This window comes from Stenotrophomonas sp. TWI587 (assembly GCF_039674145.1).
Lineage (GTDB): Bacteria > Pseudomonadota > Gammaproteobacteria > Xanthomonadales > Xanthomonadaceae > Stenotrophomonas > Stenotrophomonas maltophilia_AY.
The window spans coordinates 1-25842 of record NZ_JBDJMW010000003.1; the positions used below are offsets into that span (position 1 = coordinate 1).

General features: G+C 65.3%; 23 protein-coding genes and 2 pseudogenes. 10 read left to right on the forward strand and 15 right to left on the reverse strand.

Annotated elements, in window-relative coordinates:
* The 5 genes and pseudogenes from ABE464_RS05725 to ABE464_RS05745 all read left to right on the forward strand — a co-directional run.
* Positions 1–475: pseudogene (locus tag ABE464_RS05725) on the forward strand (P-type conjugative transfer protein TrbL); the annotation flags it as partial.
* Positions 476–499: 24 nt separating this feature from the next.
* Positions 500–1204: a conjugal transfer protein TrbF gene (gene trbF / locus ABE464_RS05730; protein WP_346471141.1), complete on the forward strand. Its 705-nt coding sequence runs from the start codon at positions 500–502 to the stop codon at positions 1202–1204.
* On the forward strand, positions 1201–2205 hold the full coding sequence (gene trbG / locus ABE464_RS05735; RefSeq protein ID WP_346471142.1) for a P-type conjugative transfer protein TrbG: 1005 nt from the start codon (positions 1201–1203) through the stop codon (positions 2203–2205). Before trbF ends, trbG begins: the two co-directional genes overlap by 4 nt.
* Before the next feature lie 2 nt (positions 2206–2207).
* Positions 2208–3491, forward strand: a complete 1284-nt coding sequence (locus ABE464_RS05740; RefSeq protein WP_346471143.1) for a TrbI/VirB10 family protein — start codon at positions 2208–2210, stop codon at positions 3489–3491.
* Positions 3488–3733, forward strand: a complete 246-nt coding sequence (locus ABE464_RS05745; RefSeq protein ID WP_346471144.1) for a DUF2274 domain-containing protein — start codon at positions 3488–3490, stop codon at positions 3731–3733. Before ABE464_RS05740 ends, ABE464_RS05745 begins: the two co-directional genes overlap by 4 nt.
* 1 nt (position 3734) lies before the next feature.
* Here the strand turns inward: ABE464_RS05745 and ribD are convergent, their stop codons facing one another.
* From ribD to ABE464_RS05815, 14 genes and pseudogenes are all read right to left on the reverse strand, one after another.
* On the reverse strand, positions 3735–4484 hold the full coding sequence (ribD, locus tag ABE464_RS05750) for a bifunctional diaminohydroxyphosphoribosylaminopyrimidine deaminase/5-amino-6-(5-phosphoribosylamino)uracil reductase RibD (protein ID WP_346471145.1): 750 nt from the start codon (positions 4482–4484) through the stop codon (positions 3735–3737).
* Entirely contained in the window at positions 4459–4950 is a 492-nt protein-coding gene (hisI, locus tag ABE464_RS05755; protein WP_346471146.1) for a phosphoribosyl-AMP cyclohydrolase, read from the reverse strand. Before hisI ends, ribD begins: the two co-directional genes overlap by 26 nt.
* 13 nt (positions 4951–4963) lie before the next feature.
* The gene (locus ABE464_RS05760; protein ID WP_346471147.1) at positions 4964–6364 is read right to left on the reverse strand and encodes a dihydroorotase; all 1401 of its coding nucleotides are present in this window, start codon (positions 6362–6364) and stop codon (positions 4964–4966) included.
* An 86-nt stretch (positions 6365–6450) separates the two neighbouring features.
* A pseudogene (thrS, locus tag ABE464_RS05765) lies at positions 6451–8364 on the reverse strand (threonine--tRNA ligase); the annotation flags it as partial.
* Between the two features lie 24 nt (positions 8365–8388).
* Complete coding sequence (locus ABE464_RS05770; RefSeq protein ID WP_346471148.1) at positions 8389–8874, reverse strand: hypothetical protein; 486 nt, start codon at positions 8872–8874, stop codon at positions 8389–8391.
* Between the two features lie 61 nt (positions 8875–8935).
* Positions 8936–9943 (reverse strand): hypothetical protein, encoded by a 1008-nt coding sequence (locus ABE464_RS05775; protein ID WP_346471149.1) that lies wholly within the window; start codon positions 9941–9943, stop codon positions 8936–8938.
* Positions 9937–11058 (reverse strand): NAD(P)/FAD-dependent oxidoreductase, encoded by a 1122-nt coding sequence (locus tag ABE464_RS05780; RefSeq protein ID WP_346471150.1) that lies wholly within the window; start codon positions 11056–11058, stop codon positions 9937–9939. Before ABE464_RS05780 ends, ABE464_RS05775 begins: the two co-directional genes overlap by 7 nt.
* Positions 11059–11091: 33 nt before the next feature.
* Positions 11092–11712, reverse strand: coding sequence for a 6-carboxytetrahydropterin synthase (locus ABE464_RS05785; protein ID WP_346471151.1), 621 nt, complete (start codon positions 11710–11712; stop codon positions 11092–11094).
* Positions 11706–11954, reverse strand: a complete 249-nt coding sequence (gene yidD / locus ABE464_RS05790; RefSeq protein WP_346471152.1) for a membrane protein insertion efficiency factor YidD — start codon at positions 11952–11954, stop codon at positions 11706–11708. Before yidD ends, ABE464_RS05785 begins: the two co-directional genes overlap by 7 nt.
* Positions 11951–13366 (reverse strand): cysteine--tRNA ligase, encoded by a 1416-nt coding sequence (gene cysS, locus ABE464_RS05795; RefSeq protein ID WP_346471153.1) that lies wholly within the window; start codon positions 13364–13366, stop codon positions 11951–11953. The genes yidD and cysS overlap by 4 nt, the downstream gene beginning before the upstream one ends.
* Positions 13363–14529: a GTP-binding protein gene (locus ABE464_RS05800; RefSeq protein ID WP_346471154.1), complete on the reverse strand. Its 1167-nt coding sequence runs from the start codon at positions 14527–14529 to the stop codon at positions 13363–13365. Before ABE464_RS05800 ends, cysS begins: the two co-directional genes overlap by 4 nt.
* The gene (folE2, locus tag ABE464_RS05805) at positions 14526–15443 is read right to left on the reverse strand and encodes a GTP cyclohydrolase FolE2 (protein WP_346471432.1); all 918 of its coding nucleotides are present in this window, start codon (positions 15441–15443) and stop codon (positions 14526–14528) included. The genes ABE464_RS05800 and folE2 overlap by 4 nt, the downstream gene beginning before the upstream one ends.
* Positions 15444–15503: 60 nt before the next feature.
* A complete protein-coding gene (gene zigA, locus ABE464_RS05810) occupies positions 15504–16721 on the reverse strand; it encodes a zinc metallochaperone GTPase ZigA (protein WP_346471155.1) in 1218 nt (405 codons plus the stop codon).
* A gap of 53 nt (positions 16722–16774) precedes the next feature.
* Entirely contained in the window at positions 16775–17179 is a 405-nt protein-coding gene (locus ABE464_RS05815) for a Fur family transcriptional regulator (protein ID WP_346471156.1), read from the reverse strand.
* A gap of 156 nt (positions 17180–17335) precedes the next feature.
* On the opposite strand from ABE464_RS05815, the gene ABE464_RS05820 reads away from it, so the two are divergent.
* The 5 genes from ABE464_RS05820 (at position 17336) to ABE464_RS05840 (ending at position 24149) form a co-directional block, all read left to right on the forward strand.
* Positions 17336–17557 carry a hypothetical protein gene (locus ABE464_RS05820; protein WP_346471157.1) on the forward strand — a complete coding sequence of 74 codons (222 nt, stop codon included), beginning with the start codon at positions 17336–17338 and terminating at the stop codon, positions 17555–17557.
* Positions 17558–18174: 617 nt separating this feature from the next.
* The gene (locus ABE464_RS05825) at positions 18175–20400 is read left to right on the forward strand and encodes an NADP-dependent isocitrate dehydrogenase (protein ID WP_346471158.1); all 2226 of its coding nucleotides are present in this window, start codon (positions 18175–18177) and stop codon (positions 20398–20400) included.
* Positions 20401–20583: 183 nt separating this feature from the next.
* A complete protein-coding gene (aceK, locus tag ABE464_RS05830) occupies positions 20584–22296 on the forward strand; it encodes a bifunctional isocitrate dehydrogenase kinase/phosphatase (protein WP_346471159.1) in 1713 nt (570 codons plus the stop codon).
* A 57-nt stretch (positions 22297–22353) separates the two neighbouring features.
* Complete coding sequence (locus ABE464_RS05835) at positions 22354–23229, forward strand: energy transducer TonB (protein WP_346471160.1); 876 nt, start codon at positions 22354–22356, stop codon at positions 23227–23229.
* A 65-nt stretch (positions 23230–23294) separates the two neighbouring features.
* Positions 23295–24149: a protein tonB gene (locus ABE464_RS05840; protein ID WP_346471161.1), complete on the forward strand. Its 855-nt coding sequence runs from the start codon at positions 23295–23297 to the stop codon at positions 24147–24149.
* A gap of 46 nt (positions 24150–24195) precedes the next feature.
* On the opposite strand, the gene ABE464_RS05845 is transcribed toward ABE464_RS05840, so the two are convergent.
* Positions 24196–25782 carry a sensor domain-containing diguanylate cyclase gene (locus ABE464_RS05845; protein ID WP_346471162.1) on the reverse strand — a complete coding sequence of 529 codons (1587 nt, stop codon included), beginning with the start codon at positions 25780–25782 and terminating at the stop codon, positions 24196–24198.
* Between the last annotated feature and the right edge of the window lie 60 nt (positions 25783–25842).

Here is a 25842-nt window from a genome sequence, read left to right on the forward strand (position 1 = left end):
CTTGGCGCCGGCGCCCGCCACGGTGGCCGGCGCGGGTGCGGGGGCCTGCTTGGCGGCCGGTAGCGCACGCTCGGCGTTCCAGGCCGGTTCCGCCGCTGCGGGCGGCGGCGCCAAGGGCGCGATGGCCGGCTTGGGCAATGTCGCTAAGACCGGCGCGCAGGCAGCCGGGCGCAGCGCCGCATCCGGGGCTTCCGGCGCTGCGCAGAAGATGACCGGCTCTTTCCGCGCTGGATGGAACGGCACAGAGGCCGGTGGCGGCGCTACGCCCGGTGCGGCTGGCTCCGGCCAGGCGGCGGCAGGCGAAGCCACAGACAGCGCCGCCAGCTCGCAGAAGCAAGAGCAGCCGGCATGGGCCAAGCGGATGCACCGCCGCCAGCAGATCACCCATGCCGCGACCACTGCCGCACACACGTTGCGCGGCGGCGATGGCGGCGGCTCCGGGCAAGGCCCGAGCCTGCGCGGCTCCGACGACTAAAGCGATTCACAAGGAGAACTGACCATGCGATTCAAACGACCGCAGGTGCGCTATGCCGACACGCCGCAGCCTGCCACTCCATACCAATCCGCCGCGCAGGTGTGGGACGAGCGTATCGGCTCGGCCCGCGTGCAGGCGAAGAACTGGCGTTTGATGGCCTTCGGCTGCCTGGTGCTGGCGCTGCTGATGGCCGGCGGTTTGGTGTGGCGCTCGGCACAGTCCATCGTGACGCCCTACGTCATCGAAGTCGATCAATCCGGCCAAGTGCGTACCGTGGGCGAGGCCGCCACGCCGTATCGGCCCGCCGATGCGCAGATTGCGCATCACCTGGCGCGCTTCGTGACGCTGGTGCGCTCGCTGTCCATCGACCCCATCGTTGTGCGGCAGAACTGGCTCGATGCCTACGACTACACCACCGACAAGGGTGCGGCCGTGCTCAACGACTACGCGAGCAAGAACGATCCATTCGCCCGCGTCGGCCGCGAGTCGGTGACGGTGCAGATCACCAGCGTCACGCGCGCCAGCGATGCCTCGTTCAACCTCCGGTGGACGGAACAGCGGTTCGTCAATGGCGCACCCGCTGGCACCGAACGCTGGAACGCCGTGCTTTCTACCGTCCTGCAAACCCCGCGCACCGAGCAGCGCCTGCGCAAGAACCCGCTGGGGATCTACGTCAACGGCCTGTCGTGGAGCCGCGAACTGGATTCTTCCGAAGGAGCCAAACCATGAACCTGCGTTTCCGCTTATACGCTTTCGTGTTGATGTTCGCGGCCATCACGTCGTCATTGCTGGGCTGCGCCTCGCAAGGTAAGCCGCCGCCGTCAATCTCGCTCGATGAGCCGGTGCAGGCGCAGCCGCTGCCCGAGCCGCCCAAGCCGGTCGAAGTCGTCGCCGTGCCCGAGCCGCTGGCGCTGCCGGCGCAGTTGAAGCCGCTGCCGGAGCTGGACGAGGCAGCGCCCGCGCTGGAGCCGGTCGACGAGAAGCTGCGCGTCTCGCGCGCCAATGCAGAAGCGCGCATCGCGCCGACCCGCGAGGGCTACGTCAACGCGATCCAGGTGTGGCCGTACAGCGACGGCGCGCTGTATCAGGTCTATGCGGCGCCGGGGCGCGTCACCGTGGTGTCGCTCCAGCCTGGCGAGGAACTTGTCACCGTCGCCGCTGGCGATACCGTGCGCTGGATCGTCGGCGACACGTCCAGCGGCAGCGGCGAGGCGCTGCGCGTCAATGTGCTGGTCAAGCCCACCCGCTCGGGCCTCAAAACCAATCTGGTCATCACCACCAGCCGCCGGACGTACCTGTTGGAACTGACCTCGACCGAAAAGGCATGGATGGCATCGGTGTCATGGGACTACCCGAAAGACCGGATGCTGGCCTTGCAGCGCCAGTCGCAGGCGGCCAGCGCCGCCGCGCCGGTCGATACCGGCCTGGCGTTGGACAAGATCCGTTTCCGCTACGCGGTGTCAGGGAGCAATCCGCCGTGGAAGCCATTGCGGGCGTTTGACGACGGCGAGAAGGTCTATATCCAGTTCCCGCCGGGTATCGCCCAAGGCGAACTGCCGCCGCTGTTCGTCATCGGCGCGCAGGGTGACGGGCAACTGGTGAATTACCGCTTCCGCTCGCCGTACTACATCGTGGATCGCCTCTTTGGCGCGGCCGAACTGCGCCTGGGCGGTGATGGCGGAGACGTGGTGCGGATCGAGCGCACCGACGGCGTTGCGCGGAGGAACTGACCATGAGCCAGGACGACACTCCCGACCTCACCGCGCCGCAAGCGGCGGGCAAGATCGCACCCGAGGCGGTGGCGCTGCGCGCCCAGCCGCACCCGGTCACGCGCCTGAACCGACGCACGCTGGCCATCCTCGCTGGCGGCCTGTCAGTCGCCGTGCTCGGTGCGCTGATGTGGTCGCTGCAACCGCAGCGGCGCGGGGCCAACGAGCAGACCGAGCTTTACAACGTCGATCGTGTCTCCAAGTCCGAAGGGCTGGATGCGCTGCCGGCGGACTACTCCAAGCTGCCGCCGGCCTTGCCGCCCACGGTGCCCGAACTGGGGCCGCCGCTGCCGGGCGATCTTGGCCCCGCCATCGTCAAGTCGCAGCAGCCCATGACGGCAGCCTCCACGGCCCCTGGCCACGACCCCAACGATGCGCTGCGCAAGGAAGCCGAAGCGGCCGCAGCGTCGTCCGTGTTCTTCCGCTCAGGCACGCAGAAGGCCGCGCCGGCGGCGCAGTCGCAGGTCGCCGCCGCGCTGGGCTTCGCCGCCAATGCGGCGCTCGACCCGATGGCTGCCGGGCCAGCCTCCACGGCGGCCCAGCCTGCCGACCCGACGACGGTGCAGAACCGGCAAGACCAGAAAGAGGCGTTCCAGAACGCCGGAAGTACGGAAACCCGTAATTCCGGCAATCTGACACTGCCGGCATCGCCGTATCAGGTGATGGCCGGGACGGTCATCGCCGGGGCGCTGGTGACGGGCATCAAGTCGGACTTGCCGGGCGATGTGATCGCCACGGTGACGGAGCCGGTCTATGACACGGCTACCGGGCGCTTCCTGCTGATCCCGCAGGGTTCGCGCATCCTGGGCCGCTACAACAGCCAGGTCAGCTACGGACAAAGCCGCGTGCAGGTGGTGTGGAACCGGATCATCCTGCCTGACACGTCTTCGCTCACGCTCGACAACCTGGTCGGAGCCGACCCGGCCGGCTATGCCGGGCTGGAAGACGACGTGGACTACCGCTGGGGCCGCATCTTTGCCGGCGCTGCGTTGACCACGCTGCTGGGCGTCGGTGCCGAACTGGCCGCGCCGGAGAACCGCCAGGATGGCGACCGCATCATCATCGCCGGGCGCGACAGCGCGCAGGACAGCATTAATCAGGTCGGGCAGGAGATGACCCGGCGCAATCTCAACATCCAGCCCACCTTGACCGAACGGCCGGGCCTGCCGGTTCGCATCATCGCCAACCGGGATCTGGTGCTGCGGCCCTACCAGCCGTTGTTCTTCAACAAGGGGACTTCACGATGACGACGCGCAAGCTGCGGCTCGGGCCGCTACCGAAAACGGAATCCACGAAGCTGACCTTTGCCTGCCCGACCAGTCTGAAAGCCGACCTCGACCGCTACGCCACGCTGCACGCACAGACCTACGGTGAAGCTGTCGATGCGGCGACGCTGATCCCGCACATGCTGGAAGCCTTCATGGCAGGGGATCGGGGATTCAGAAAAGGAAGTGCAAACAAGGCTTCCCTTCTGAAATCGGGTCAATGAACTAGGTTGAACTGCTATCTCCAGTCCTCCAGGCGTTGACCGTCTGGTGGTCATTGCTCTGTAGAGCGGCCCAGATCGGATCGCCGACATGGATCGCGACACTGGTCAGTCCGAACGTGCCCAGGCGCCACAGGACATCCGTCTCGTTGGCGTCCAGGATGGGCGGGCGTTCATAGACAGCGGTTTGCGTGGTCGGCAGAATCAGGGCCGGTCGGCCATCGCGGGTGAGCAGCAGCGCGTCCTCGCCGTCTGGCACGGTGCCTGCCGGTTGGTTCAGCAAGGTGACACGTGGTGCTCCCGTGCGCACCCGGTGCAGGAAACCGGCCATGATGCGTTGTGCTTCTTCGGCGCCTTCGCCGACATCCACGGCAATGCCCGCTGCCCTCAGTTGCGCAAAGCCACCACCGTTGACCCGTGGGTCAGGGTCTTGTATCGAGGCCACCACACGGGCGATGCCGGCCGTCAGGATGGCCTCCACGCAAGGCGGCGTCTTGCCCCAGTGGCAGCATGGCTCCAGGGTCACGTACAGCACGGCCCCTCGGGCGACGTTGCCGGCGCGTTCCAGCGCGGCCCGCTCGGCATGCGGCCGTCCACCGGGATGGGTCGCCGCTTCGGCGACGCAGAGGCCCTCTTTCACCACCACGCAGCCGACCGGCGGATTGGGCCATACGCGCCCGCGCATGGCCCGCGCCAGCGCCAATGCCCGCTGCATCCAGTGGGTATCGTCAGAGCTGTGTGGGGTTGTGGGCATCGCCGTAGACCTCGACCGGGTCGAACACCTTCTCGCTCTCGGCGAATACCAGCGGCTGCGCCGCGCCGGCCCCGTGAGGCACGATGCGGTAGAAGCAGGAGCGATAGCCGACGTGGCAGCTCGCGCCGCCGTTGATGTCCACCCGCAGCCAGATCGCGTCCTGGTCGTCGTCCACACGGATTTCGCGCACCTTCTGCACCAGCCCGCTGGTGGCGCCCTTGTGCCAGAGCACTTGCCGCGAGCGGCTCCAGTAATGCGCTTCGCCGGTCTGGACGGTCTTCTCCAAGGCTTCGCGGTTCATGTAGCCCAGCATCAGCACTTCGCCACTGGTTGCATCGGTGGTGACGCAGGCGATGAGACCGTGCTCGTCGAACTTCGGGGCCAGTTGCTGGCCTTCTTCCACCTGCTCGATGGACAGGCGTTGTGCAAACAGGGCCTCGCTGGATGGGGTGGCTTCGTGGCTCATGAGGCAAGCTCTTTCAGGATTCAGGGAATGGAGATGGCGGGGCGGTTTCGAGAAACCGCAGCGGCTGCCCTTGCGGGGGCGTATCGGTCAGCGCTTCGTCGCGCACGGCGGCATGGCCGCGCACGATGGTATGGATGGGCCAGCCGGTGACGCTCACGCCGTCATACGGCGTCCAGCCGCTGACGCTGGCGATCCAGTCGTTGCGGATGGTGCGGCGCGCCCGTAAGTCGACGATGCTGAAATCGGCGTCGTAGCCCAGCGCGATGCGGCCCTTGCCTTCGGTGCCGAAGATGCGGGCCGGGCCAACGCTGGTGAGATCGACCAAGCGTTGCAGGCTCAGACGTCCGGCATGCACGTGGTCGAGCATCAGCGGCAACAGGGTCTGCACACCGGTCATGCCGCTGGGCGACTGCGGGTAGGGTCTGGCTTTTTCATGAAGCGTGTGCGGCGCGTGGTCGCTGCCGATCACATCGACCACACCGTTGCGGATGCCTTGCCACAACGCATCCTGGTGGTGCTGTTCGCGCACCGGCGGGTTCATCTGCGCGAGGCTGTCCAATCGTTCATAGCAGTCCGGCGCGTGCAGCGTGAGATGGTGGGGCGTGACTTCGACGCTAACGCGGTGCTTGTGCCCCGCCAGGAAGGTGATTTCCTCTGCGCTGGAGATATGCAGGATATGCAGCCTTCGCCCAGTTTCGGAGGCCAGCCGCACGATGCGCTGAGTCGCCATCAATGCGCTTCCCACGTCGCGCCATACGTGGTGTTGGCATACGTCGCCGCTGGCTTCGACGATGGCCTTGCGTTCGCGCAGCCGGGCTTCGTCCTCGGCATGCACCGCCATGCGGCGGCGGCCGTGGCGCAGGATGCGGCGCAGCACCTCGTCGCCATCGGCCAGCAGGTCGCCGAAGGAACTGCCCATGAACACCTTGACGCCCGCGCAGCCGGGCAGGTTCTCCAACTCGGCAAGCTGTTCGGCGTTGACCGTCGAGCCCCCGATGTAGAAGGCATGGTCGCACCAGGCACGGCCATGGGCGGCATCGAGCTTGGCCTGCAAATCGGAAGGTGTGAGCGTCAGCGGACTGGTGTTGGGCATCTCGAACACGGCGGTGACACCGCCCAGCACCGCACCGCGCGTGCCGGCTTCGAGGTTCTCCTTGTGTGTGAGGCCTGGTTCGCGCAAATGCACCTGGCTGTCGATCACGCCAGGCAGCACATGCAGGCCGGTGGCATCGAGCACGGTGTCTGCGCTCCAGATGCCTTGCAGATCGCCCAGCGCAACGATGCACCCCTCCACGCAGGCCACGTCGATGCGTTCGGCGCCGCCCGGTGTCAGCACGGTGCCGCCCTGCACCAGCAGATCGGCATGGCGGCGCGCCAGTCGGGCGCCTGGGTCGAGGCCGTCCCGTGCTGTCATGCTGAAACGGCTTCCGAAGGTGTTTCTGCCAGCGATCGTGCAGAAACCAGCCGCTTCAGCCGTTCAGCCTGCGCGGACTGGCGAGTGGCCGCGTCAGGCGCTTCGGTTTGCTCGCGCAGGAAGGCGATGGCCTCGGCCAGGCCCAGCGTGCCCAGATCCTTTCCATCGCGCGTGCGAATGGTGATGGTGCCGGTGCCGACCTCCTTGGCCCCGGCCACCAGCAGGAAGGGGATGCGTTGCAAGGTCTGTTCGCGGATTTTGTAGCCGATCTTCTCGTTGCGCACGTCGGCCTCGGCGCGCAGGCCAGCGCCGTGCAGCAGTTGCGCCACGTCTTTGGCATAGGCGGCATGCGCCTCGGTGATCGAAAGCACCACGGCCTGCACCGGCGCCAGCCATGCGGGCAGCTTGCCGGCGTGGTGCTCGATCAGGATGCCGGTGAAACGTTCCAGCGAGCCGAACAGTGCCCGGTGCAGCATCACCGGGCGCTTGCGCTGGCCGCCTTCATCGACGTATTCGATGCCGAAGCGCTGGGGCAGGTTCATGTCCACCTGCAAGGTGCCGCACTGCCAGTCGCGGCCAATCGCATCGCGCAGCACGAACTCCAGCTTGGGGCCGTAGAACGCACCTTCGCCAGGGTTGAGCCGGTACTCCAGCCCCATATCGTCCAGCGCCTGCACCAGCGCGCCTTCCAGCAAATCCCAGGTCGCATCGTCGCCCATGCGGTTGTCGGGCCGGGTGGAGAGCTTGATGCGCACGTCCTCAAAGCCGAACTGGTGGTAGATGTCCAGCACCAGCGCCACCACCTCGCGGCACTCAGCGTCCATCTGTGGCGGCGCGCAGTAGATGTGGGCGTCGTCCTGGGTGAAGTGGCGCACGCGCAGCAGGCCGTGCAGCGCGCCGGACGGTTCGTAGCGATGCACCTTGCCGAACTCGCCCATGCGAATCGGCAGGTCGCGGTAGCTCTTGAGGCCGTGGCGGTACAGCAGCACGCTACCGGGACAGTTCATCGGCTTGAGCGCCAGCGCTCGGCCGTCTTCGGTCTCGGTGGTGAACATGTGGTCGCGGTAGTTCTGCCAGTGGCCGGAGATTTCCCACAGGCTGCGGTCCATCACGTCGGGCGAGTTCACTTCCACGTAGCCCGCATCCTGCTGGCGGCGGCGCATGTAGGCGATCAGTTCCTGGAACACCGCCCAGCCGCGCGGGTGCCAGAACACCGCGCCGGGCGCGTCTTCCTGGAAATGGAAAAGATCCAGTTCGCGGCCAAGCTTGCGGTGGTCGCGTTTCTCGGCCTCCTCAATGCGCTGGATATAGGCTTCCAGCTGATTCTTGTCGGCCCAGGCCGTGCCGTAGATGCGCTGAAGCTGTTCGTTCCTGGCATCGCCGCGCCAGTAGGCCCCGGACACCTTGGTCAGCCGGAAGTGCTTGAGGAAGCGGGTGTTGGGCACGTGCGGTCCCCGGCACATGTCCACGTATTCCTGGTGGTGGTACAGGCCCATCGCGGGTTCGTCCGGCATGTCGTCGATCAGGCGCAGCTTGTAGTCCTCGCCGCGTTCCTTAAACACGCGGATGACTTCATCGCGCGGCGTCATGCGCTTGACGACGTCGTAGTCCCTGGCGATCAGCTCTTTCATGCGCTGCTCGATGGCGGCCACGTCCTCGGGGGTGAAGGGGCGCTCGTAGGCGATATCGTAGTAGAAACCATCGTCAATCACCGGGCCGATCACCATCTTCGCGTCCGGATAGCGCTGCTTGACGGCGTGGCCCACCAGGTGTGCGCAGGAGTGGCGGATGATTTCCAGCCCCTCTTCATCCTTGGGCGTGATGATGTGCAGCGTGGCGTCGTGCTCGATGAGATCACTGGCATCGACCAGGCGGCCATCGAGCTTGCCGGCCACGGTGTTCTTGGCCAGGCCGGGGCCGATGGCGGCGGCGACCTCGACAACGGTCACGGGATGGTCGAAGCGGCGCGTGGAGCCATCAGGCAGGGTAATGGTGAGAATCCGATTGGAAGCAATGACGTTCATTTACAGCGCCTGCGGTTGAAACGGCAACGAAGATTGGTGGAGCACGATCCTGACCCTTGCGTCGTCGCAAATCCTGAATACAAAACTCTTGTTGACGAAAATGTGGCTATCGTCCGCGCCGATGAGGTGGACGTTGCACTGAACGATGGCGAGGTCGCCATGCAGCACATAGTCGAGCTGGTTGAACCAGACTTTCACCCAGGGCTTGAGCTTGAAACCTTCGTCGTTCGGAAAGTCGGGATTGCCACCAATGAAGTACGACAGCGCCCCTTCTTTGGTTGGACGAAAGGTCTGTGGGCCAAACGTCAATGTCGGCTTGAACAGCACCTTGCCGTTGTCATAGTCGTAGTTGTCACTGAGTATCTGCGCTGCGGCAGAGGCCACATCACCACCTTCTGCATGGATCTTGCCAATCTGCACGACGTTGTCGCACCAGAGTTGCAGGGTGCTGACGACCTGTTCATCGGTAAAAGTATTTGTGGTCATGCCTCGCCTTGCTGATGCGCTGGGGTGGATGTGCGGCGGCTCACCGTGAGGTCTTTGCGGATCATGCAATTTCTTGTGTTTGGGAAATGGGTTGGTCTGGTGCTGGCCGCACGCCGCGCAGCAGCAGATGGCGCAACAGCGTCAAATGCGGAAACTCCAGCAGCATGCCGATGACAATGGCTGCATGCACCATCGGCTGGTCGGGCAGTGCGGCCATCGTCACTGCCAGCATCAGTGGGGCATTGCGAGCGGCAATCGTCATGGTCAGTAGCGCATGCTCGGGTGGGTGCAGCCGCGCCAGGCGGCTGAGTGCCTCCCCTAGCACAAAGGTGGCCGCGAAGAACAGAAACACCGCCAGCAGCAGCCAGCCGAACACGCCCAGGTGCGCCAGGATCGTCTCGATATTGGCCGCAAAGATTTCGGCTATCAGCGGTGCAATCAGCCACGGCGTAGTGGCATCTGTCCCTGCCAGCACGCGCTCAAAGCGCACAGCCCCCAACAGCAGGCGTAGCAGGTAGTGCGCCACCACGGCAACCACCAGCGGCAACAAAAACCATTGCAGCAAGGTGCTGCCAATCAGGCCCGGCTCCACCAGCACGACATTGCGCGTGAACAGGTGCAGATACAGCGGATACAGCAGCAACTGCACGACCATGTTGACCGGAATCAGCGCCATCCCCAGCGCCACATTGCCCTTGGCCAGGCGCGTGAAACCCAAGAACCAGTCGGTACACGGCGACATGAAGTAAATCACCAGCCCGACCATGAACAACGGGTAGTGGGGCAGGATCACGCTGGCAATGCCCCAGCCGATGAAGGGTATGCACACGAAATTGGCCAGCAGCGCCAGCGCGATGAAGCGCAGATGCCCCAGTGCGCGCACGATGGCATCAAAGCGCACGCCGAAGAACAGCAGGCCGATCAGCACCAGCAACGTTGGATCGATGCGGTCACCCAGCCTGGCACCGCTGGCCGGTGAGAAGTGCCCGATGGTGGCACCCAGCGCAATGGCGCAGATCAGCAGCAGCGAGATACCGCTGCCGCCCAGGAATTTAAGAAGATTCAACATTCACACCCCTCGCAGCAATCGCTGTTGCCAAACGGCCCCCAGGCACCATCGCCTGCCTGCAGAGCCAAGGCATCAACCTCCAGCCGCTCGGCGATGCGCGCGGCGATCAGGGCAAAGCGCTGGCGGAACTTGTAGATGAAGCAGTAGATGCGCTGCTCATGTCGCACTTGCGGGCCGACCAGGAACAGGCCCGGCGCGCGCGTGGACTCGTCCAGGCCGCTCAGCACGATGCGGCCCTCGTCGTTCCAATCCCATAAATCGGCGATCTGCCGCGCGCCGCCGCCCTTGAGGAAGCCGGTGCCGAGAATCGGCGGCTGCGCCTCGTCCCAATGCCGCCCATCGGCGGCGTGGATGCGATAGCCGCCGGCACTGTCGAGCGTGACTTCCACCACGTCTGCGCCGAAGACGATCTCCAGTTGGCCCGTGTCCGCGGCCTCGTAGAGGCGGACGCGAGTATGCGGCGACAGCGACAGGCTGGGGTCGTAGTAACTCTGCATATCCCAGGTGGACCTGCGCGCAAGCAGCCGCACCGTGCGCCCGAGCCGCACGAGCTGGATCGCGGCATCGGTGCCGCTCTCGTAGCCGCCGATCACCGTGTAGCGCGGCGCGTCGAAGTCCGCCCAGGTCGCCACCTGCGCGTAGTGTGGGCACCAGTGCGCGCCGGGGAGTGGTTTCAGGTCGGGGAACTGGTATTCCCCGGTGGCCCAGATCAGAAAGCGGGTATGCAGCTCGCCCTGCTCGGTGGCGAGCACGAAGCCGTCTTGCGGCGCCCGCCTGACCTCCTGAACCTTGCAGGCGCTGACGATCGGCAGCGAATGCCCATTGGCGATGAAGGCCAGGTAGTTGGCGTATTGCTCGCCGCTCGGATGCTCGGCGCCGGTGAAGATGGCGGGCGAACTGTCCTCGTTGACCGCGTTGAGGTCGGCCAGCCCGAATGGGTTGCTGTGGAAGGACGGGGTGATGAAGCGCGTCTGCTCCGGCCAGCGACGGAAGGATTCACCGACACGGTCGCTTTCCAGCACCGCGTAGCGGATGCCGGACAGCTTGGACAGTGCCAAGGCCATGCCGATGCCAGCCGCCCCGGCCCCCACGATGGTCACGTCAAGGCTGCGCATGACACCTCCTTGGCAGCTGAGCCAGCTTCACGCTCAGACCGTCTCGGCATGTGTGCTCTCCTCTTCGGAATCCGTGCAGGGCAGCGGATTGGCCTGGCGTTCGCCGAGCCGCAGACGCTCGAAAAGGTGGGGATCGTGCCATTCGCGCACAATCGCTGGCGAGAAGGTGATGGCGTCCAGGTCGATGTGGCCCATGCGCGGGTTGTCGGCATCCTCGCGGAAGCACTGCGCATAGCCGGTCTCGGTTTCATGGATGATGACCGAGTGCAGCCGCACATCGGCTTCACCGTTGCTCATGTCGGTCAAGGACAGCGCGGTGTCGACGAGGCGGAAGAACAGCCGCGAGAACTGCTCCGCGCTGGGCGATACCGGACTCAGCACCCAGCGTTCGGAATGCTGGCGCATCGCCTCCAGGTAGCTCGGATCGTCACCCGACCATAGCGTGACGGCATGGTCGAAGGCGTCGATCAGCTTGCGCACGTCCCCCTTGAGCAGCCCGAAGTCATAGACCATCTGGCCGTTGTCCAGCGCCTGCGCCTCCAGCAGCAGTTCGACCTTGTAGGAATGGCCGTGGAGCGAACGGGCGCAGCGCCGCGTGCTGCATCCACGCACGATGTGGGCGTTCTCGAAGCGGAACAGCTTGCGGATCAGCATTTCCTCGCCTCCTGCTTGGCCGGCGGCACCGGGTCGTAGCCGCCCGGATGCAGCGGATGGCAACGCAGCACGCGCTTGACCGCTAGCCACAGCCCCTTGAATGCGCCGTGGGCCTGCACAGCCTCGATCGCGTACTGCGAGCAGCTCGGATGAAAACGGCAACGCGGGCCGAGCATCGGGCTGATGAACAGCTGGTAGCCGCGAATCGGCAGGATCACCGCCTTGCCAAGCCAGCGCGTCATGCCGTCACCTCCTCGGCCGCGATCCAGGTGCTGCCCTGCGGCGTGTCCTGCACCAGGATGCCGATCTCAGCCAGTTGCTTGCGCAGGGCATCGGCCCGTGCGAAGTCGCGTTGTTGGCGCGCCTGCATGCGCTCGGTCACCAGCGCTTCGATCCGGGCAAGGTCGAGCGATGGCAGGGTCTGCGCGGAGGCCGGCGCACGCAAGGTGTCCAGCGCGACTGCCGGTGCCTGCTGCAACAGCCCGAGCAAGCGCGCGGAGGCCAGCAGGCGGGATTTGATCGGCGCCCGCTGGACGTCGCTGTTGGCGCCGTCCAGTTCCGCCACTAGGCCATGCAGCCGGGCCAGCGCACCAGGGACGTTGAGATCGTTTTCCAGCGCCGCCAGCACCTCGCCATCGGGCGCGACATCGGGTGCGGCGGCAAGGTGTTCGACCTTCTCCAGGCTGCGGTAGAAGCGCGTCAAGGTTTGTCGTGCGGCCGCCAGACGCTGGGCGTTCCAGTCCAGCGGATGCCGATAGTGCGTGGTCAGCAGCGCTAGCCGGATGGCTTCGCCCGGCGCCTGCGCCAGCAGGTCGCGCACCAGCAGCACGTTGCCCAGCGACTTGGACATCTTCTGTGCGTCCACGGTGACGAAGCTGTTATGCACCCAGGTGCGGCAATACAGGGTGCCGTTGGCGCAGGTGCCCTGGGCGATCTCGTTCTCGTGGTGCGGGAAGATCAGATCCTGGCCGCCGCCGTGGATGTCGATGGTGGTGCCCAGGTGCTGGCCGATCATCGCCGAGCATTCGATGTGCCAGCCCGGCCGCCCACGGCCCCAGGGGCTGTCCCAGCCGGGCAGATCAGGCGTGGAGGGCTTCCACAGCACGAAGTCCAGCGGGTCGCGCTTGTAGGGTGCGACCTCGACCCGTGCCCCGGCGATCATGTCTTGCGGGCGATGCCCGGACAAGCGCCCGTACTCGGGGTAGGACGGCACGTGGAACAGCACATGCCCCTGTTCAGCGTAGGCATGCCCGCGTGCGATCAGGATCTGGATCAATTCGATGATCGCGGGAATGTGCTCGGTAACGCGCGGCTCCAGGTCGGGCGTCAACACCCCGAGGGCATGCATGTCGGCTTGGTAGGCGTCGATGTAGCGGGCCGTGATCGTGCCGATGGGCACACCTTCTGCTGCGGCAGCGGCGTTGATCTTGTCGTCGACGTCGGTGAAGTTGCGGGCATACACCACCTGCGTGTAGTGGTGCCGCAGCAGCCGCGCCAGCACGTCGAAGACCACGGCCGGGCGGGCATTGCCGATGTGGGCGTAGTTGTAAACCGTGGGCCCGCACACGTACATCGTGACCCGATCCGGTCGCTCGGTGCGCAGTGGCTGTTTGGCCCGCCTCAGCGTGTTGTACAGGCGGATGGGAGCGGTCATGCGGCGCGCTCCAGGGCTTGTGGCAAGACCTGCCGGAAGGCGTGGAAGGTTTCTTCGATGGTCTTGCGATCCACATCCCGGGTGATGAACACGAGACGCGAGCGGCGATCCTCGTTGGGCCAGGCTGGCAGCGGCACCGGCGGATGGAAGATGTGCTGCACACCGTGAACGATGATCGGCCCCTCGTGCCCTTCGACGTTGAGGATTCCCTTGACGCGCAGGATGTTGCTGCCGACGAAGGCCATCAGCACGTCCAGCCAGGCTGCCAGCATCTCCTCGGGAATCGGCTCGTCCACCGCGAAGCAAAAGGCCCGGATGCGGTCGTCATGGCGATTCACGTCATGGTGGTCGTGTTCTTCGTGCTCATGCCCATGCGCGTGGCCATGATGGCGGTGTTCGTGTTCGTGTTCGTGTTCGCCGCCGTGGTGGCCGTGGTGATGGTCAGAGCCTTCATGCGCCTGACCGCGCGGTGCCGATTCCGCATAGGCCTCTTCCCGCAGCCAGCGCACGACGTCCGGGGTCTTGCCCTCTACCGAAAACAAGCCTAGGTCGAGCACCTTGGCCGGTGTGATCTCGCCATTGCTCACCGTCCAGCGTGGCGCGGCAGGGTTGATGCCGTCGAGGCGGCGCAACAGCGCCGTGCGCTGTGCGTCCGTCGCCAGGTCGCTTTTGGTCAACAGCAGCGCGTCGGCCATCGCGGCTTGCTTGACGGCCTCGGGGTGGCTGTCCAACGTGTGCATGCCAGCGGCCAGATCCACCGTGGCGACGATGCCGTCGAGCCGGTATTTCGGCGCGATCTGCGGATGGGTCATCAGCGTGTGAATGATCGGTGCCGGATCGGCCAGGCCGGTGGTCTCGATCAGCACGCGCCGGAACTTGCGCTGCCCGTTCCGCGAGAAGCGCCAGGTGATGTCGCGCAGCGTCTTCACCAGGTCGCTGCGGATGGTGCAGCACAGGCAGCCGCTGCTCATCTCCATCACCAGGTTCTCGGTGCTGTGGGCGACCAGCAGGTGGTCTAGCGCCATCTCGCCGAACTCGTTGATGATGACCAGCGCATCGGCCATCTCGGGCTGGCGCACCAGATGGTTGAGCACGGTGGTCTTGCCGCTGCCGAGGAAGCCGGTCAGCAGGGTGACGGGAATTAGAGGGGATGCTGTCGTCATGCGGGCACTCCTTCGGCGACCGAGGCGGCCCACGCCACCGCATCGTGCGGGTGCAGGCTCTCCAGATGGCGGACATGGACACGTGGCTGGGCGTAGCCGTCAGTCAGTGCAGCCTGGATGCGCCGCGCCGCGTCCTCGACGAACATCAGGTTCTGGCCGTTGAGCGCCGCGAACGCTTGCTCGTCGGCGCGTTTGACCGCCGTCTGCACGGGTGTGCCCACGGCTTGCTCGATGCGGTCGATCAGCGTCAGCAGTCCCAGGGTCGGCGCGTCGGCGGCGATGTCCACGGCGACGATGGCCTCGCTGCGCTGGCTGTGCGGGGTCGCCAGCGTGGCCTGCCGACGCAGCCAGTTGGCGATGGCTGCAGACTCAATGAGTTTCTGACCAGCAAACGCCTGCGCGAAGCCTTGTTCGACCAATTGCCGCGTCAGCGCGGCCGAGCACGGGCAGGTCGAGGAATAGCCGACCGTGACCTGCGCGCGCAGCGAGAAGACGCCAGCGGTCAATGTCGCGTCCAGGCGCACCGGATAGGATTTCCAGCCCGCCAGCCCCTCGGTGATCAGCGCCGCGCGGCGTGCCAGCAGGTCGACGTGCAGCCGCACCCGCGCGCTGCCGCTCTCGCAGTCGCGGTGGCTCTCCACCATCGCCTGCAGACAACGGTGCAGGCTGGCGGGCGACAGTGCCTCGTCGTCGCCCAGGGCATCCAGCAGTCGGTACAGCCGGGACATGTGTATGCCCTTGACATGCGGCGCGGGAAGGTCGACCTGCGCATCGCCGCGCGCATGCAGCGTGCGGCGATAGCCGGGTTCGGCAACGGTGACGGGCAGGTCGATGCCCTGCATGCCGACCCATTGCAGGGGGCTGAGGGTCGGCGAAGGTTCGGTCAGGGAAACGTCGGGAAGTGCTGCGTTCATGCTCAAAGTCGTGTGGGGTGCATCCCCCACCCGGTTGGGAGCATGGGGAGCACGGGGTTGTCAGGGCCAGTCGCGGAAGGGGTTGTGCCAGCTTGCCCAGGCCGTGGGGCCTTGGGCCATCTCCGCGTCGGTCAGCAGACACGCATCGAAGCGCGCGCGCAGCCCGTCCTCGTCCATGTCCACGCCGATCAGCACGAGTTCCTGGCGGGCATCGCCCACGCGCTCGTCCCACTTGGCGCGGATCAGGGCCACCGATTCCGGATCCTGCGGCCAGCGTTCCTCCGGCACTGCGGCCCACCAGTAGCCCACCGGGCCGTGGCGGGCCACGGCGCCGGCCTGCGACCAGGAGGCGGCCAGCGTCGGATGGCTGGCCAGCCAGAAGTAGCCCTTGGAGCGCACCACGCCCGGCCACTCGTGATCGACCCAGTCGAAGAAACGCTGTGGATGGAACGGGCGTCGTGCGCGATAGACGAAATTGCGGATGCCGTACTCTTCGGTTTCCGACGTATGCGTGCCGCGCATTTCCTGTAGCCAGCCCGGCGCCTTGGAAGCTTCATCGAAGTCGAACAGCCCGGTCTTCAACACACGGTCGAGCGGCACTTTGCCGAATTCGGAGACCTCGATGCGGGCGCGCGGATTGAGGCGGTGCAGGATCGCCGTCAGCCGTTCGCGCTCGGTATCGCTGATCAGATCGACCTTGTTCAGCACAATCACGTCGCAGAATTCGATCTGGTCGATCAGCAAATCGACCACGGTGCGCTCGTCCTGCTCACCCAGCGACTCGCCGCGCGATTGCAGGCTGTCGCGCGAGCCGTAGTCGCGCAAGAAATTGAAGGCATCAACCACAGTCACCATGGTGTCGAGCTGGGCGACCTCGCCCAAGCTGCGGCCGTCCTCGCCCTCGAAGGTGAAGGTCTCGGCCACCGGCAGCGGCTCGGAAATGCCGGTCGATTCAATGACCAGTTGGTCGAACTTGCCATCGCGCGCCAGCCGATCGACCTCGACCAGCAGGTCTTCGCGCAAGGTGCAACAGATGCAGCCGTTGCTCATCTCGACCAGCTTCTCGTCCGTGCGCGAGAGTTCGGCACCGCCGTCACGCACGAGGTCGGCGTCGATGTTGACCTCGGACATGTCGTTGACGATGACCGCCACGCGGCGGCCCTCGCGATTGTTGAGGATGTGGTTGAGCAGGGTCGTCTTGCCGGCTCCGAGGAAGCCGGACAGGACGGTGACAGGGAGTTTCCTAGGCAGGGTGGAATTCAAGGCCTGGTTATTCATCGTGGTAGGAGCAGAAAGCATCAGGAGTCAGGGAGGGAGATCGTTGCTGGCGTTCAGCTCGTTCCCGCTTGCGGCAGGCTGGCGCAGTTGGCGCAGCGGCCGCGCAGCTCGATCGTGCTGTCACGCATGGCGAAGGCGTTGTTTTTCACCCAGCGGCCCAGACATCGGCCAAGGTCGATGTCCACGAACTCGTCGATGTTTCCGCAGTTGTCGCAGATGGCGAACGCGGTCATGCCGTGTCGACAGTCCTTGGGGTGGGTGCAGGTGACGTAGGCGTTCAGGGTTTCCAGCCGATGCACCAGACCATGCTCGGCCAAGCGTTCCAGCGCCCGATACACCTGCGTGGGCGCGCTGAAGCCCTCCGCACGCAAACGGTCGAGCAAGGCATAGGCGCTCAGTGGCCCGCTGGCTTGCTGGAGCGTGGCGAGCACGCGCTGCTGGTTGTTGGTCAGTTGCATGGCAATTCCCTGGCAAGGGCGGTAGGCACCACTGGAATGATTTTTGGTATTTGATGAGATGTTATAACATAACACTAAAGCGATAATGACTTCAAACCATCGAATCCTGATCGGCCACCGTGTCATCGGCCTGTTCAACCAAAAGGAGAAACCCCAATGGTGATCCCGCAAACTTACGCGCAGTGGCATCACTGCATCACTGTCGAATGCGGCATCGCATTGACGAAGACGTTCGTCGAGCAGCGTCTGACGACTTGGCGCAATGCCCAGTCGGAGGAGTCGGTGCGCTTTCGCCGTCTTTATGGCGATAGGCACTGGCAATCGGTGATTGCTTGGTTTGAGCGAGCCGAGCGCGAAGAGCGTGCCATCGGAAGCTAGATTGAAGATGCTCAGCGCCACTGGTGGGCGATCTCGAACGCGTCACCCAGCGCTGCGCATTCTTCGTTGAGAACGGGGACAAGGAAGGTTATTCTCGCGAAGCAAGCATGTCGTCGTCGGCAAGCGTTCTCGATGCAGCACGACCTTGCCCTCCACCGCGACGCTCCCATACGGTTCCTACCCCACATAGCCGCAGCCTCGCAAAGCGACCCAAAGTAGAGCTAACACCCTGTTTCGTTTAATCTTTCGGCCTCTTGGCGATTTCCGCTAAGGGCTTGACGCCGGCCCTTTTTTATGGGCGCTCTTCCGAAGCATGCTGCGCCAGGACGGTTGCAACCGATACCATCGCCGCCCCGTTGGGGTGCCAGCGCCGCATCCCAATCCCGACCGGCCGGACCACACCGTTCCAGTACGTTTGCGTATGGGATGGCTTTGCTCCGGGGGGCTGAAAACGCGACAATGCTGGGGTTTCCCGCCGTGCGCGCCGTTGGTTGGCGCGGTCCCCGGGGAAAGTGCGGGCCAGGCTGTGCGAGGCCCTGCACGCGACACGGTTGCACGCGGCCCGGCATTGCCGTCGGCCATCATTCACGAGATCTGCAAGAGAGCCCTGATCCCCCATGTCGAACACGCCCAAGATTCTCTACACGCTCACCGATGAAGCCCCGTTCCTGGCCACGCAGTCGCTGCTGCCGATCGTCGAGGCCTACACCGCCACCGCCGGCATCGCCGTGGAAACCCGCGATATCTCGCTGTCCGGCCGCATCCTGGCCCTGTTCCCGGATTACCTGAAAGACGACCAGAAAGAAGCCGATCACCTGGCCGAACTGGGTCAGCTGGCGACCACCCCGGACGCGAACATCATCAAGCTGCCCAACATCAGCGCCTCGGTGCCGCAGCTGAAGGCCGCGATCAAGGAACTGCAGGACCAGGGCTTCGCACTGCCGAACTACCCGGACGTGCCGACCGACGACGTCTCGCGCGACATCAAGGCGCGCTACGACAAGGTCAAGGGCAGCGCGGTGAACCCGGTGCTGCGCGAAGGCAACTCCGATCGCCGCGCGCCGCTGTCGGTCAAGAACTACGCCCGCAAGCATCCGCATCGCATGGGCAAGTGGTCCACCGAGTCCAAGTCGCATGTCTCGCACATGGACGGCGGTGATTTCTACGGCAGCGAAAAGTCGGCCACGCTGGCCAATGCCGGCAGCCTGAAGATTGAGCTGTTCAAGGCCGACGGCAGCAGCGTCGTGCTGAAGGAAAAGACGGCGGTCAAGGCCGGCGAGATCGTCGACGCCGCTGTGATGAGCCGCAATGCGCTGGCCTCGTTCGTGCAGGCGCAGATCGCCGATGCCAAGGCCAAGGGCGTGCTGTTCTCGCTGCACCTCAAGGCCACCATGATGAAGGTCTCCGACCCGATCATGTTCGGCGTGGTTGTCGAAGAGTTCTACAAGGACGTGCTGACCAAGCATGCCGACGTGCTCAAGCAGGCAGGGTTCGATCCGAACAACGGTATCGGCGATCTGTTCGCGCGCCTGCCGCAGCTGCCCGAAGCGACCCAGGAAGCGATCAAGGCCGACCTGGCCGCCGAGTACGGCAAGCGCCCGGGCCTGGCCATGGTCAATTCGGACAAGGGCATCACCAACCTGCACGTGCCGAGCGACGTGATTGTCGATGCCTCGATGCCGGCGATGATCCGCGACTCCGGTGGCATGTGGAATGCCGACGGCAAGCTGCAGGACACCAAGGCCGTCATCCCTGACCGTTGCTATGCCGGTGTGTACCAGGCCGTGATCGATGATTGCCGCACCCACGGTGCGTTCGACCCGGCCACCATGGGCTCGGTGCCGAACGTCGGCCTGATGGCGCAGAAGGCCGAGGAATACGGCTCGCACGACAAGACCTTCCAGATCCCGGCCGACGGCACCGTGCGCGTCACCGATGAGGCGGGCGCCGTGGTGTTCGAGCACACCGTGCAGACCGGCGACATCTGGCGCATGTGCCAGACCAAGGACGCCCCGATCCAGGATTGGGTGAAGCTGGCCGTCAACCGCGCCCGCCTGAGCGGCACCCCGGCGGTGTTCTGGCTGGATGCCGCCCGCGCGCACGATGCGCAGGTGATCGCCAAGGTCGAGACCTACCTGAAGGACCACGACACCAGCGGCCTGGACATCCGCATCCTGGCCCCGGTGGAAGCGACCGCCTTCTCGCTGGACCGCATCCGCAAGGGTGAGGACACCATCTCGGTGACCGGCAACGTGCTGCGCGACTACCTGACCGACCTGTTCCCGATCATGGAGCTGGGTACCAGCGCCAAGATGCTGTCCATCGTGCCGCTGATGGCCGGTGGTGGCCTGTTCGAGACCGGTGCCGGTGGTTCGGCGCCCAAGCACGTGCAGCAGTTCGTGGAAGAGGACTACCTGCGTTGGGATTCGCTGGGTGAGTTCCTCGCGCTGGCCGCCTCGCTGGAGCATCTGGGCAACCGCTACGACAACGCCGGTGCCACCGTGCTGGCCAAGACCCTGGACCAGGCCAACGGCCAGTTCCTGGACAACGACAAGTCGCCGTCGCGCAAGCTCGGTGGCATCGACAACCGCGGCAGCCATTTCTATATCGCGCTGTACTGGGCCCAGGCTCTGGCAGCACAGGACGACGATGCCGCGCTGAAGGCCCGTTTCGCTCCGCTGGCCAAGGCCCTGGCCGACAACGAGCAGGCCATCGTCGGTGAGCTGGCCGCGGTGCAGGGCAAGCCGGTCGACATCGGCGGTTACTACCGTCCGGACGTGGCCAAGGCCAGTGCCGCGATGCGTCCGAGCGCTACCTTCAACAGCGCGCTGTCTGCGCTGTAACGAAGCGGTCCCGCGGCTGCGGTGATCGATGAAGAACCCGCGCTTCGGCGCGGGTTTTTTTGTGGGCGGTGGCTGGGCAAGCGCCCAGTCGCTGCCGTATGGTGGCGGCAGGTCCTGTGGAAGTGGATGCATGCACGGTCGCTGTTCCTGCCAGAACGTTCCATGCCCCATCGGCGGCACCGCATGAATGCATCAGCGGAGGCGATCGCGCGGCTGATCCGCGACGGGTTCGAGGAGTACCATGCGCGCTTCGCAGCGATCAGCCGGCGTGCGCGACAGCGCTTCGAACAGCGTGACTGGGCAAGTGCCCGGCAGGACGCGGTGGAGCGCATCGGGTTGTATGACCAGTGCATTGCCGAGACCGTCGATACCCTGCGCCGCGCAGCCGGTGAGCATGTAGGCGAGCGCGCGCTGTGGCTGCAGGTGCGCACGGCCTATGCAGTGTTGCTGGCGGGGCTGATCGACGCCGAGCTGTACAAGACGTTCTACAACACGCTGGCGCGCCGGTTGTTCGCTACCCGCGGTGTGGACGGCGCGATCGAGTTCATGGCAATGGATGTGGAGCCGTCTGATGCGATCACCCATCCGGTCGCGCGGCACAGCTATACCCTCTCACCCACGCGCCCTGCGGACGCGTTCATGCGGGTGCTCGGTGACTACCGATTCGACGTGCCGTATGCGCACCAGCTGCGCTGCGCCGCCGCGATCGCAGTGCGCCTGCAGGACGATCTGGCGCACTGGGGCGACGACCCGGTGCGCAGCATCGAACTGCTCGACACCGTGTTCTATCGCGAACGCCGCGCCTATCTGGTGGGGCGCGTATTCGGTGAGCATCGCTTCTCGCCCTGCGTGATCGCGCTGGTGCATGACGAGCGCGGCCTGCGCGTGGACGCGGTGCTGACCCGGCGTCGCGATGTCGCGCATCTGTTCGGCGTCTCGCGCAGCTACTTCCAGGCCGATCTGACCACCGTCGGTGATGCGGTGGTGTTCCTGCGCAGCCTGCTGCCGGGCAAGCCGGTGGATGAGATCTACACCGTGCTCGGGCGTGCCAAGCAGGGCAAGACAGAGCGCTATCGCACCTTCTTCCGCCACTTCCAGGAACAGCCAGGTGAGCAGCTCGTGCAGGCCGATGGCACGCCCGGCATGGTCATGGCGGTGTTCACCCTGCCCAGCTATCCGCTGGTGTTCAAGCTGATCCGGGACCGTTTCGCCTGGCCCAAGACCATGACCCGGCACCAGGTTGAAGAGAAGTATGCGTTGGTGTTCAACCTGGATCGCGTCGGTCGCTTGCTGGACGCGCAGCCGTATCGACATCTTCGCTTCCCGCGGGCGCGCTTCTCCCCAGCGCTGCGCGAGGAACTGCTGACCCAGTGCGCCAGCAGCGTGCATGAAGAGGGCGAGGACCTGGTGATTGCGCTGTGCTACGTGCAACGGCGTTTCCGTCCGCTCAACCTGTACCTGCGCGAGCAGACGGCCGAGGCGCGACGTGTGGCCGCGCTCGACTATGCGCAGGCGATCACCGACATGGCGCGCAACAACATCTTCCCTGGTGACATGCTGCCGAAGAATTTCGGTGTCTCACGCCACGGGCGAGCGGTGTTCTATGACTACGATGAACTCTGCCTCGTCACCGAATGCACCTTCCTCGCCTGGCCAACACCGCGCAACGAGGAAGAGGCGCTGGCCGACGAACCTTGGTTCCAGATCGGGCCACGGGATGTGTTCCCGGAACGGTTCTGGATGTTCATGGGCCTGCCGGCACTCGAGCTGGCGGCGGTGCGCGAGCATTTCGCGCCTCTTTTCGATCCGGAGTGGTGGCAGCGGCTGCAGGTCGGCTTCGCCGCAGGTGAGTATCCGGATACGCCTCCCTATTCAGCCAGTAACAGACTTGCCTGATAGGCCTCGGCCGGAACCTGGGCTAGGCTTGGATGCATTCACAAGGAGAAGGTGGAAATGCGTTCATTCCGAGGGATTGCGTTGATGCTTGTACTGGGCGGCGTGGGCGCGTCGACGGTGTTCGATGTCGCCGCGCAGACCAGGCGCGAAGTGCGCGAGCAGGCTGAAGCAAGCATGGTGCTGACCGGTGAGATCGATATCGGTACCGAAGGCCAGGTCGAGGCGTTCCGCCTGGACAAACGCGCGCAGGTCGACGAGACCATCGTCACGTTCGTCGAAGGTGCGGTGAAGACCTGGCGTTTCGCCCCGGTGCTGGTGAATGGTCAGGCCGTCAAGGCGCGCGCGCCGGCCACCATCCGCTTGGGTGCGAAGAACAACCCCGATGGCACCGGTCTGATCACGTTGCTGGCGGCGAACTTCGAGACATATGACGAAACCTCGACAGACAACGTCACCAAGGTAAAGATGTCGCCCCCGATGTACCCCGAGGATGTCTTCAATGCACGCGGGCGGGGCGATGTGCTGCTCCTGGTGCAGGTCGGCCGCGATGGGAAGGTGCTGGACGTGGCCACCGAGCAGGTCAATCTTCGTGTGATTGCCAACGAGGCGAACATGCGGAAAATCCGCGACAAGCTGGCCCGCGTGTCGATGGGCGCCGCACGTAAGTGGACCTTCAAGGCGCCCTCTACCGGCGATGGCAAGGACGACGCCAGCTGGACCGTGCGGGTGCCGGTGCGATTCGAGCTGAGCGATGAGGTTGAGCGCTATGGCCGCTGGGACGTCTACATTCCCGGCCCGCGCCAGCAGGCACCGTGGCGCAGGGACAAGGCATTGATCGCCGATGCCAGTACCGACCTGCTGCCTGCCGGCGGCGTGTTCATGGCCGATGCCACGAGCAAGGGACCGAAACTGCTGACCCCGTTGGGCGGTTGATTATCATCACGACATCCATCGAATCCGTCACCGGCAAGGATGGAACGCAGAAGGAGCAACACAGGATGGACGCAATCAAGGGATTTGCTGTGGCATTGATGCTGGCGGCAACACCGGTGCAGGCTGCCAAGCTGCCGGCCGACGTGCCGGTGGAAGTGGGGATGCGCGTGGAGGGCGCGCTGGCCATTGGAAGCGACGGGCGTATCACTGCGCTGGAGATCGACAAGCAGGACGCGCTTCCCGATGCCGTAGCCGCGCTGGTGCGCAACACGGTGCAGCAGTGGCAGTTCGAGCCGAGTGTGCGTGACGGCGTGCCGGTGCCGATGGACACGCGGATGACCGTGCGCGTGGTGGCGCGGCCGGGGGCGAACGAGACGTTCAACGTGCGGCTGGTCAGCGCGCACTTCGAGCCCGCCAAGAGTGATGCCGAACGTGCAGCAGACATCCGGGGGCGGATGTTGCCGCCACGGTATCCGGCCGAGGTATTCCGCAATGGCGGGCAGGGCACGGTGTATCTGGCGCTGAAGGTCGACGAAGAGGGCCGGGTGATCGACCGGATCGCCGAGCAGGTCAACCTGCGCAGCGCTGGCACGCCGCGACAGATGGACGCGTTCCGCAGTGGCCTGGCCAAGGCGTCGCTGGAGGCCGCACGCAAGTGGCGCTTCCCGCAGAGCGCTGGCGATACCGCCCTCGGTCAGCCTTACCGCACGCTGCGTGTGCCGGTGACCTTCGCCATCAACCAGACGCCTGCCGATGATCTGGGGCACTGGCGCGCTTACATCCCCGGTCCGCGCAGCCGCATCCCGTGGGTGACCGGCGCCGACAGCGCCGGGTTCTCGCCGGATCTGCTGACCGATGGCACGGCGACGCTGGCCGCCGATCCCGACGCACCGCGCCTGCTCACGCCGCTCAGCAGCTGAACTCGCTTCCGGACATCGCGGGCGTCCTGCGCCCGCGATGCGTTTCTTACCCGATGCCGGTACTGTCGGGTTGCGGGTATACCACCGTGCGGTTGCGGCCCTGTTCCTTGGCCATGTACAGCGCCTTGTCGGCCAGGCGCAGGGCCTGCTGCGGGTCGTTGTGATAGGTGGGGTAGTGCGCCACGCCCAGTGATACGGTGACCGTACCGACCTGATCGAATACTTCGGCCGCGACCTGCACACGCAGGCGTTCAGCGACCTGCCCGGCAATGATCGCATCGCTGCCTGGCAGCAGGATCAGGAATTCTTCACCGCCGTTGCGGCACAGCAGGTCGGTGTCGCGCGATCCGTCGCGCATCAACTGCGCGATGCGCAGGATCACGGCATCGCCAACGGCGTGACCGAAGCGGTCGTTGATAGTCTTGAAGCGGTCGATATCCAGCGCGATGATCCCGAACGGCTGGCCACGGGCCTGCCAGTCTTCCAGCCCTTGCTGCAGGCCCCGCCGGTTCTGCAGGCCGGTGAGCGGGTCGGTCATGCTGGCCCGGTTGAGCTTGCCGATGCGGTCCTGCAGCAGATTGAAGCTGTAGAGCAGGGCGGTCTTGAGCTGGGCTACTTCGTAGTACCAGGCGCGGATGCCGGTGACATGGCGGATCGCGATGCCGGTGTCGCGGTTCTGCACGTTGCGGGCAAGCTGCCACAGCGGCAGCGAGATGCGTCGCGCGAACCACCAGGTGATCAGCAATGACAGGATGCCCAATGGAATGGCATTCCAGATCACCGAAGACATCAGCGTGGACAGCGGAGCCAGGGTGGCCGTCGTCGGGCGCTGGGCCACCACGCCCCAGCCCACGCTCGGCACCGGCGCGTAACCGGCCAGCATGCGCACGCCGTGGCTGTTGAGCACCTGTTGCGCGCCCGAGTGCCCTTGAGTGACCGCTTGCACGGCCGGGTTCTCCAGGGCGAACTGACCGACCCGGTCCTGTTCGATGTGGTACAGGATGCGGCCATGGCGGTCGACCACGTACAGGTACGAACCATCCCGGTAGTAATGCTTGCCCAGCAGCGACTGCAGGATGCTGCGCTGGCGCAGGTAGATCGTCCCGCTGACGTAACCTTGATACTCGCCCTGCGCATTGAAGATCGGATGCGAGATCGCGACCAGCAGCCGGCCGGTCGCCGATTGGTAGGGATCGCTGATGAACGGCACGCGGCGTGCCAGGGCATCGCGGTTGCCGGCACTCTTGAGCAGCACGCCCTGCAGCGCCAGGCTTTGCGGTGAGGTGGCCAGCACGGTACCGCCGGCATCGACGATCAGCACGGAATTGAAGCTGTTGGTCTGCAGCTGCAGGCGTGCGGCTTCGGCTTCCAATTGCGTGCGGTCATGGCGGCGCTGGCCGAGCAGGGTGGCGCTGTAGGCCACCTGCTGCTGGGCCGAGAGCACGAAGTTCTGGGTCGATTCGGCGAGCTTGCTGGCGTACACGCGGTTGGCTTCGAGCGTGCTGCCGATCAACTGTTCGCGCTGTACGCGATAGCTGGCATGCAGGGTATTGGCCAGCGCGATCAGGGCACTGAGCAGGGCCAGGGCAAGAATCAGCGTGCCGAGGTTGAGGCGGGCGGACAACGGGCGCATGGGGTTCACGGGCGGGCAGGGCGCAGCGCCAACCGGACATGCGGATGGAACGGCAGCAGC